We start from the raw sequence: 9227 nt of genomic DNA, 5'->3' as shown, positions 1-9227 counted from the left end.
CCGCAGGACGGCTACGCCGCCCCCGACCGCGGCGCGCAGCCGCCGGGCGCGTCCGGTCCCGGCGCGCCCGCCCAGGGCATCCCGGCGGGCGCGCACGCCGCCGGCCCGGGTCAGCGGCACGTCCCGGCGGTGGCCGACTCGGCCGCGCGGCGTCGTCTCGGCGCGCTCCGCGCGGAGGTGGGCAAGGCCGTCGTGGGGCAGGACGCGGCCGTGACGGGGCTGGTCATCGCGCTGCTGTGCGGCGGCCACGTGCTGCTCGAGGGCGTGCCCGGCGTGGCGAAGACCCTCCTGGTGCGCACGCTGGCGGCGTCGCTCGCCATGGGGACCAAGCGCGTGCAGTTCACCCCGGACCTCATGCCCGGCGACGTCACCGGCTCGCTCATCTACGACGCCCGCTCGGCCGAGTTCTCCTTCCGTGAGGGACCGGTCTTCACCAACCTGCTCCTCGCCGACGAGATCAACCGCACCCCGCCCAAGACCCAGGCCTCCCTGCTGGAGGCGATGGAGGAGCGGCAGGTCTCCGTCGACGGCGTGCCGCGCCCGCTGCCGGACCCGTTCATGGTCATCGCGACCCAGAACCCCGTGGAGTACGAGGGCACCTACCCCCTCCCCGAGGCGCAGCTCGACCGGTTCCTGCTCAAGCTGATCCTGCCGCTGCCCGAGCGCAGAGACGAGATCGAGGTGCTGCACCGCCACGCGCACGACTTCAACCCCCGCGACCTCGCGTCGGCCGGGGTCACGGCCGTGGCCGGGCCCCAGGACGTGGCCGCCGCGCGCGCCGAGGTCGCCACGGTCGAGGTGGCGCCCGAGGTGCTGGGCTACATCGTGGACCTGGTGCGCGCCACCCGGACCTCCCCGTCGCTCTCCCTCGGCGTCTCCCCGCGCGGGGCGACGGCGCTGCTCGCCACCTCCCGGGCGTGGGCCTGGCTCTCGGGCCGGGGCTACGTCACGCCCGACGACGTCAAGGCGCTCGCCCACCCGACCCTGCGCCACCGGGTGCAGCTGCGGGCCGAGGCCGAGCTGGAGGGCGTGACGGCCGAGACCGTGCTGGACGGCGTGCTCGGCTCGGTGCCGGTCCCGCGCTGATGATCCCCACCACCCGTGCGGCGCTGCTCACCGCGGCCGGCGTCGTGCCCGTGCTGCTGTGGCCGCGCGCGCTCACGCTGTGGCTGTGGGTGGGCCTGGTCGTGCTGGCGTGCGTGGTCGACACCGTCCTGGCGGCCTCCCCCAGGCGTGTCGAGCTGACCCGCGCCGTGCCGGCGTCGGTCCGGCTGGGCGAGCCGTCGTCCTCGACCCTCACCCTGGCCCACCCCGGCCCGCGGACCCTGCGCGCGCTCGTGCGCGACGCCTGGCCGCCCTCGGCCGGTGCGGCGCGCAACCGGCACCGTGTGACGGTGCCGGCCGGGGAGCGGCGCCGGGTGCGCACCGCGCTGCTGCCCGTCCGCCGCGGCGACCGGCCGGCGGACCTCGTCACCGTGCGCTCCTTCGGGCCCCTCGGGCTGGCCGCCCGCCAGGCGTCCCTGGCGGCCCCGGCCACCCTGCGGGTCCTCCCCGCGTTCTCCTCGCGCCGTCACCTGCCCTCCCGCCTGGCACGCCTGCGGGAGATGGACGGGCGCGCCGCCGTGCTCGTGCGGGGGCAGGGCACGGAGTTCGACTCCCTGCGTGAGTACGTCATCGGCGACGACGTGCGCGCCATCGACTGGCGGGCCACCGCTCGCCGCGGCGACGTCGTCGTGCGCACGTGGCGCCCCGAGCGCGACCGGCGGGTCCTCATCGTGCTCGACACCGCCCGTCTCTCCGCCGCCCGCCTGGGGGACGCGCCCCGCCTGGACGCCCAGATCGAGGCGGCGCTGCTGCTGGCGGCGCTCGCCTCCCGCGCCGGGGACCGGGTGGACCTCGTGGCGGTGGACACGCAGGTGCGGGCGCGGGTCAGCGGGGAGCACGGGCCGCGGCTGATGAACGCGCTGGCCCAGGCGATGGCGCCCCTCGAGCCGTCCCTGGTCGAGATCAGCTGGACGACGGTGACGCAGGTGGTGCGCGACTCCCTCTCGCAGCGCGGCCTCGTGGTGCTGCTCAGCGCCCTGGAGCCCTCCGCGGTGACGTCCGGGCTGCTGCCCGTGGCACAGGCGCTCACCGCCGACCACATGGTGGTCCTGGCCTCCGCCTCCGACCCCGAGGTCGCCGCCCTGCGCGCCGACCGCTCCAGCGCGGACGCCGTCTACGACGCGGCGGCCGCCGAGCGCGGCGAGCTCGAGCGCGACGCCGTCGCCCTGCGGCTGCGGCGCCGCGGGGTCGAGGTGGTCGAGGCCGCACCCGACGATCTCGCGCCCGCGCTGGCGGACACCTACCTCGCGCTCAAGGCCGCCGGTCGCCTGTAGGTGTGGCGAGGACGTCCAGGACGACGGCGGCCGTCCAGCTGAACCCGCGCGTGCCGTGCGGGCTGCCGTCCCAGGCGTCGACGTACTCGGGGAAGTCCTGCCCCACGGCCAGGCGGACCATGGTCTCGCCGAGCCGGGCGGCGGTGTCGTGGTGGCCGTGCCGGCGCAGCGCCCCGGCCACGAGCCAGGTGGTGTTGAACCACGCCGGCCCCCGCCAGTACAGGGCGCGGTCCAGGTCGGGCGCCGTGGCGTCGTAGCTCGGCACGAGGGCCGCACCGCTGCCCAGGAAGCGGGGGCCCAGGGCTGCCGCCACCACCGCCCCCGCGTGGTGCGCCCCCGGCACGGCGGCGGGGACGAGCCCGGAGACCGTCGCCCGGCGCACCAGCTCGCCGGTGAGGGCGTCCCGGGCCACGTACACGCCGAGCACCGGGTCGAAGAGCGGCTCGAGGGCGGCGAGGATCTCCGCCGCCCGCCGCTCGTGCTCCTCCGCCGGCAGGCCGAGCTCGCGGGCGGTCGCCGCGAGCGCCTGCTCCGACAGCGCCCACAGGGCGTTGAACGCCGGGTCCTCCATGGCGAAGGGGGGCTCCGGGTCGCCGTCGTCCCCGGCGCGGTCGCGGTAGTGCTCGGCCAGCCAGAAGTACCGGCCGTACTCGCGGTCGGAGGGCCGCTCCGCCGCGTCGGCGTGCGCGAGGTCCGGGCGGGGCGGGGACGCCCCGGGCCGCTCCGGCAGCCGCGCCAGCGCGTCGTCCCACAGGGGCGAGTTGTCCGTCCCGGACTCCCACGGGTGCACGACCGCCGCGAGTCCGCTGCCCCGGTCCCGCTCCCGTCGCAGGTACTCGTGCCACGCACGCAACCGGGGGTGGACGCGCTCGAGGAACCGGCGCCGCCGCGAGACCTCCGGGTCGGCGGTGTGCACCAGCCACGCCGCCCACGCGTGCACCGGTGGCTGGACGAGCAGCGACGTCGCCCGGCCCCGGGCGGCCGCCAGGCGCGTGCTGCCCCAGAACGCCGCGTTCGGGGAGTACTCGTCCGCGACCGTGGGGTCGTAGACGATTTGCGGCACGCGCCCGTCGGACCACTGGGCGGCCAGGAGCGTCTCGAGCTCCGTCTGGGCGCGCACCGGGTCGTGGTGGCGCAGCCCGACGGCGACGAACGCCGAGTCCCAGCTCCACTGGTGCGGGTACAGCCCCGCCGCGGGCACCGTGTGGGTGCCGGTCCAGTTCCGGCCGAGGAGCTCCAGGGCCGCGTGCCGGGCCGCGGCCGGCGCCGCCTCCCGGGCAGCTCTCACGGCATCTCCAGCAGCACCTGGAGCGCCTCGCCCCCGGCGGCGTCCAGCATCGCGTAGGCCTCCGCCGCCCGCTCCAGCGGGTAGCGGTGCGAGATGAGCGAGAGGACCTCCGGCTCCCCCGCCAGGAGGTGGTCGACGACGGTGCGCTGCAGGCGGGCGACGTCCCACCGGGCCCGGAGCATCGAGGGCACCGAACCGATCTGCGAGGCGATGATCTGCACGCGGTTGTGGTGGAACTCCTCCCCCAGGCGCAGCGCCCCCTCACCCTGGTAGAACCCGGCAGCCACCACGACGCCGTCGGGCCCGACGAGCCGCGTCGCGGACTGCAGGCCGGCGTAGGTCCCGGACATCTCGACGGCCGCGTCGATGCCGGCGGAGCGGGTGATCCTCCGTAGCTCCACGGGCAGCTCGACGCCGGGCGTGAGCACGTGGTGGGCGCCCATCCGGCGGGCCGCCTCCTGCCGGCGGGGGATCCCCTCGACGGCGATGACCGTGGCCCCCGACAGCACCGCGTAGCGGGTGGCCAGCAGCCCGATGACGCCCTGGCCGAGGATCGCGACGACGGAGCCGAGGGAGGCGTGGGCGGCGAGCACGGCGTTGAGCGCGATGGCACCCACCCGCACGAAGCACCCGACCGCCGGGTCGACACCGTCGGGCAGACGGTGCCCCCGCAGCGCGGACGCCTCGACGACCGCCTCGGTGCGGTGCCCCCACATCCCCCAGACCACGTCGCCGACATGCACGTCGTCGGGGTGCGGGAGGCCGGCCACCGGCCCCGCCTCCACCACCCGCCCCACCTCGGAGTAGCCCCACCCGTCCACCGGGTAGCGCGCCGTCGGTCCGCGGGGACGCTCCCGGAAGAGCCGGAGGTCCGGGTCCCAGTCGAAGGTCAGGTATGGGTTGGTGCCGCGGAACGCGGTGAGCTCCGTGCCCGCCGAGACGCCGGAGGCGATGGTGCGGACGCGCACCGTGCCCGGGCCGAGCGGCGGCGGCTCCTCACGCACCGTCTCGACCTTCCGGGGTGCGGCGAACCGCAGGACCCTGGCCATGGCATCTCCTCGTCGAGCACCAGATCCGATCGCGTGGTCGGCACGATACGTATACCAGATCGACAGAAGGTCCGATACGCTCCGCTCACCTGGCTGATGCTCGGAGAGGAGCCGTCATGTCCTTGCGCACACGACCCGTCCTGCTCGCCGGAACCCTCGCCGCCGCCCTCGTCCTCGCCGCGTGCGGGTCGGACGGCGACGATGGCGGCGGCGGTGGCGACGGCGAGACGGCCGGCGGCGCCATCACGGTCTGGACGATGGAGAGCCTGCCCGACCGCTTCGCGGCGCAGCAGCAGATGGCGGCCAACTTCACCGAGGCCACCGGCGTGGAGGTCGAGCTCGTCGGGATCGAGGAGGCTCAGGCGCCGCAGCTCATCCAGTCCAACGCCCTGTCCGGGGACCTCCCTGACGTCATGGCGTCCTTCCCCCTGGCGCTCGTGCACCAGATGGGCGGCCTGGACATGGTCGACACGGAGACGACCCAGGCGGTGATCGAGACCCTCGGCGAGGACACCTTCGACCCGGCAGCCCTCGAGCTGACCAGCGACGGCGAGAACCAGCTGTCCGTGCCCTCGGACGGCTGGAGCCAGATCCTGGTCTACCGCACCGACCTGTTCGAGGAGGCGGGCCTCGAGCCGCCCACCACCTACGAGGCGCTGGAGACGGCGGCCAGGACGCTCACGACCGGCGACCAGTTCGGCATCACGATCGCCACCGACGCCTCGGACGTCTTCACCCAGCAGTCCTTCGAGGCCTTGGCGCTGGGCAACGGCTGCCAGCTCGTCGAGGGCGACGAGATCACGATCGACTCCCCGGCGTGCCAGGAGACGTTCCGCCTCTACCAGGCGCTCGGCTCGGAGTACTCCCCGTCCGGCACCCAGTCCGTGGACTCCACCCGGGCCTCGTACTTCGCCGGGCAGTCGGCGATGGTGATGTGGTCGACCTACATCCTCGACGAGCTCGCCGGCCTGCGTGACGACGCCCTGCCGACCTGTGACGAGTGCGCGGGCGACGACGCCTGGCTGGCCGAGAACAGCGGCGTGGTCACCACGATCACCGGGCCCGACGGCGAGTCGGCCGGCAGCTACGGCGAGATCGCCTCCTTCGTGGCCATCAACGGCGACAACCCCGCGGGGGCGCAGGCGTTCATCGAGTACATGATGTCGGACGCGTACGTGGACTGGCTGGCCATGGCGCCGGAGGGCAAGACCCCCATGCGCACCGGTGACGGCGAGAACGACACCGCCTTCGCCGACGCCTGGGCCGGCCTGGAGGCCGGGGTGGACCGGCGCGCGCCGCTGAGCGAGTTCTACGACGAGGAGGTCCTGGGCGTGCTCACCTCGGTGGGCGAGACCATCGACCGCTGGGCGCTCAAGGAGGGCCAGGGCGAGCTGCTCGGCTCCTTCACCGCCGAGCTGCCCCTCGCCACCGCCGTCGCCGACATGACGGGCGGCGGGCTCAGCGCCGAGGAGGCCGCCGGCCAGGTCGCCGAGGCGGCGCAGCAGATGCTGCCGGAGCAGTGAGCGACGCCGTCACCACCACCCCCAGGAGCCGGAACCGGTTCCGCGGCCAGCAGCGCGAGAACCGGGACGCCTGGATCCTCGTGAGCCCGACGGCGATCATCGTCGTGGCCGTGATCGTGGTCCCGATCCTGTGGAACGTGATCCTGGCGTTCCAGGACAAGTCGTTCACGTCGATCGCGGCCGAGGGCATCTTCGGCGGCGAGCTCACCATGGACAACTTCCTCGCCGTGGTCACCGGCGCCGGGTTCTGGCGCTCGCTGTGGACCACGGTGATCTACTCGGTCCTGTCCACCCTCGGCTCCATCGTCGTCGGGCTCGTCGCCGCGCTGGCGTTCCGGTCCCCGTTCCGGGGCCGGGGCGCGCTGCGCTCGATGATGCTGCTGCCCTACGTCGCCCCGGTCGTCGCCGTGACCTTCGTCTGGCAGGTCATGCTCAACCCGCAGTACGGCGTGCTCAACCACTACGGCCAGCGGTTCCTGGGGTGGGACCAGGGCATCGACTTCCTCGGTCGTGCCCCGTTCGCGCTCCTGACGGTCATCGTCTTCGAGATCTGGCGCTACTTCCCGTTCGCCTTCCTCTTCCTCACCGCCCGGCTCGTCGCCCTGCCGCGCGACATCGAGGAGGCCGCTCTCGTCGACGGCGTGACGCCGTCGCAGAACTTCCGGCACATCGTGCTGCCGCAGCTGATGTCGACCATCGCCCTGCTGTCCGTGCTGCGGCTGATCATGACGTTCAACAAGTTCGACGACGTCTACCTCCTCACCGGCGGGGCCGCGGGGACCGAGGTGGCCGCGGTGCGCGTCTACAACCAGCTCATGGGCAGCTTCGACATCTCGAGCGCCGCCGCGACCGCGCTGGTGCTCGCGATCGTGCTGGCGATCTTCCTGGCCGCCTACCTGCGGCTCTCGGCACGGGCGGAGGATCGGTCGTGAGACGCCTTCAGCTGGAGCAACGCACGTTCGCCGTGCTGCGGTGGCTGACGATCGCCGCGCTCGTCGTCGTCACGCTCTTCCCCTTCTACTACATGCTGATGATGAGCTTCGTGCCCATCCAGGAGCTGCTGCGCGACCCGGGCATGCTGTTCCCCGCGGCGGCGAACCTGACGCTGGGCACCTACCAGGACGTGCTGCGCCCGCTCGACGAGGGCGGGCAGGGCTTCGCCCGGTTCATGCGCAACTCCTTCATCGCGGCCACGGCGACGACGATCCTCACGCTCCTGCTCGTCATCCCCGGGGCGTACGCCGTCTCGCGCCTGCGCTTCCGCGGGCGCCGCCAGGTCAACGCGCTGTTCCTCGTCGTGTACCTGTTCCCGGCGATCATCATCGCCATCCCGCTGTTCGTCGGGTTCTCCGCGCTGGGCATCCGCCAGTCGCTCATCGGCCTGGTGCTCGTCTACATCGCGCTGACCGTGCCCGTGTCGATCTACCTGCTGCGGTCGTACTTCGACACCATCCCCATGTCCATCGAGGAGTCCGCCCGCATCGACGGCGCCAGCCGCGTGCAGACGATGTGGCACATCACCATCCCGCTCGCGCGCCCGACCATCCTCTCGACCGCGCTGTACATCTGGATGATCGCGTGGAACGAGTTCCTCTTCGCCCTGCTATTCCTGGTGGCGGAGCGGGACCTGTGGACCGTCTCCCTCGGGCTCTCGCAGCTGGCCGACGGCATCGAGGTGGCCAAGACGACCCTCATGGCCGGGTCGGTGCTCCTCACGGTGCCCGTCGTGGTCCTGTACGCCGTCGCGGAACGAGGGCTCACCGAGGGTCTGACGAGCGGCGCGGAGAAGGGGTGAAGCCGTCCGTCCCCGGGACGGGCCCCGGGGACATCCTGGCGCTGATCCGGCGCTCCGGCGTCTGCACCCGCGCAGAGATCCAGCAGATCACCGGCCTGTCCCGGATGACCGTGGGGCAGCGCCTCGCTCCCCTGGCCGAGCAGGGCCTCCTGCGCGACGCCGGCCCCCAGGGGCGCACCGGCGGGCGGCCGCCGCAGGGGCTGGAGTTCAACCCGGGCCAGGGGGTGGTCCTGGCGGCTGCGCTCGAGACCACGCGCTGCCGCACGGCCGTGACCGACCTCGCCGGCCGCATCCTGCGCACCGGCGAGCCGCAGGTCAGCGTGCAGGCCGGGCCGCGGGAGACCCTCGACGCCGTCTGCTCCTCCCTGCTCCGGCTCCTTCGGGACCACGGCACCGACCTCTCGGCCGTCCGCGGCGTGGGGGTGTCCCTGCCCGGCCCCGTCGATCCCGTCACCGGCCGGCCGAGCGAGCCGCCGATCATGCCCGGGTGGGACGGGTTCGCCGTCATCGAGCACGTGAGCTCCCGCACGGGCGTCCCCGTCGTCGTCGTGGACAACGACGCCAACGCCATGGCCCTGGGCGAGTATGTGCGCCGCGGGCCGGACGGTCCCCCGCTGGTGCTGATCAAGGTCTCCACCGGCATCGGCGCCGGGATCGTCATCGACGGGGAGGTCTACCAGGGGGTCGACGGCGGCGCCGGGGACATCGGCCACGTGCGCACGCACCACGAGGGCAGGATGTGCCGGTGCGGGGCCCGGGGATGCCTCGCGGCGACGGCGAGCGGGTGGGCGGTGGCCGAGGACCTCACCGCGCTGGGGGTCCCCGCCGCCTCCGGGCACGACGTGCAGCTGCTGCTCGCCGCGGGCGACCCGCACGCCGCCCGGCTGACCCGCGAGGCCGGCCGGCTGATCGGTGACGTCGCCGCGACGGTCGTGAGCCTGCTCAGTCCCGGCACGCTGCTCCTCGGCGGCGACCTCGCCTCGACGGCGCTGCTCAGCGGCGTGCGGGAGCGGCTGTACCGCCGGACCCTGCCGCGGGCCACGCGCCACCTCCAGGTGGAGCTGGCCGCGATCGGCGGGGACGCCGCGCTCGTGGGGATCACCCGGAGCGTCGTCGACCGGGTGTTCGCGCCGGCCGCGGTCAACGAGTGGCTCGCCGGAGAGGGGCCCGGGGAACCCTGAGCGCGGCGACGTA

At 74.2% G+C, this 9227-nt stretch carries 8 protein-coding genes; 6 read left to right on the top strand and 2 right to left on the bottom strand.

Features of this window, described 5'->3' with window-relative positions; genetic code table 11:
• Nucleotides 1-129 precede the first annotated feature (129 nt).
• Together ABD774_RS11165 and ABD774_RS11160 are read left to right on the top strand one after the other, a co-directional pair.
• The gene (locus ABD774_RS11165) at nt 130-1086 is read left to right on the top strand and encodes an AAA family ATPase (protein WP_345041027.1); all 957 of its coding nucleotides are present in this window, start codon (nt 130-132) and stop codon (nt 1084-1086) included.
• Nucleotides 1086-2378, top strand: a complete 1293-nt coding sequence (locus ABD774_RS11160; protein WP_345041011.1) for a DUF58 domain-containing protein — start codon at nt 1086-1088, stop codon at nt 2376-2378. The genes ABD774_RS11165 and ABD774_RS11160 overlap by 1 nt, the downstream gene beginning before the upstream one ends.
• On the opposite strand, the gene ABD774_RS11155 is transcribed toward ABD774_RS11160, so the two are convergent.
• Both ABD774_RS11155 and ABD774_RS11150 read right to left on the bottom strand, forming a co-directional pair.
• The gene (locus tag ABD774_RS11155; protein ID WP_345041009.1) at nt 2356-3666 is read right to left on the bottom strand and encodes an MGH1-like glycoside hydrolase domain-containing protein; all 1311 of its coding nucleotides are present in this window, start codon (nt 3664-3666) and stop codon (nt 2356-2358) included. The genes ABD774_RS11160 and ABD774_RS11155 overlap by 23 nt on opposite strands.
• Nucleotides 3663-4715, bottom strand: a complete 1053-nt coding sequence (locus ABD774_RS11150) for a zinc-dependent alcohol dehydrogenase (protein WP_345041006.1) — start codon at nt 4713-4715, stop codon at nt 3663-3665. Before ABD774_RS11150 ends, ABD774_RS11155 begins: the two co-directional genes overlap by 4 nt.
• A gap of 116 nt (nt 4716-4831) precedes the next feature.
• Here ABD774_RS11150 and ABD774_RS11145 point away from each other — a divergent pair, with 116 nt between their 5' ends.
• Genes ABD774_RS11145 through ABD774_RS11130 form a run of 4 tightly spaced genes read left to right on the top strand, consistent with a single transcriptional unit; the run spans nt 4832 to nt 9214 of the window.
• Nucleotides 4832-6238, top strand: coding sequence for an ABC transporter substrate-binding protein (locus tag ABD774_RS11145; RefSeq protein WP_345041004.1), 1407 nt, complete (start codon nt 4832-4834; stop codon nt 6236-6238).
• Complete coding sequence (locus tag ABD774_RS11140; RefSeq protein ID WP_345041002.1) at nt 6235-7170, top strand: carbohydrate ABC transporter permease; 936 nt, start codon at nt 6235-6237, stop codon at nt 7168-7170. Before ABD774_RS11145 ends, ABD774_RS11140 begins: the two co-directional genes overlap by 4 nt.
• Nucleotides 7167-8033, top strand: coding sequence for a carbohydrate ABC transporter permease (locus tag ABD774_RS11135; protein WP_345041000.1), 867 nt, complete (start codon nt 7167-7169; stop codon nt 8031-8033). The genes ABD774_RS11140 and ABD774_RS11135 overlap by 4 nt, the downstream gene beginning before the upstream one ends.
• Nucleotides 8030-9214, top strand: coding sequence for an ROK family transcriptional regulator (locus tag ABD774_RS11130; protein ID WP_345040998.1), 1185 nt, complete (start codon nt 8030-8032; stop codon nt 9212-9214). Before ABD774_RS11135 ends, ABD774_RS11130 begins: the two co-directional genes overlap by 4 nt.
• Nucleotides 9215-9227: the final 13 nt, after the last annotated feature.

It is taken from the genome of Georgenia daeguensis (genome assembly GCF_039537705.1).
In the GTDB taxonomy this organism is placed as follows: Bacteria; Actinomycetota; Actinomycetes; order Actinomycetales; family Actinomycetaceae; genus Georgenia; species Georgenia daeguensis.
The sequence above is the reverse complement of the archived record's forward strand: the minus strand, read 5'-3'. Positions and strand labels throughout refer to the sequence as shown.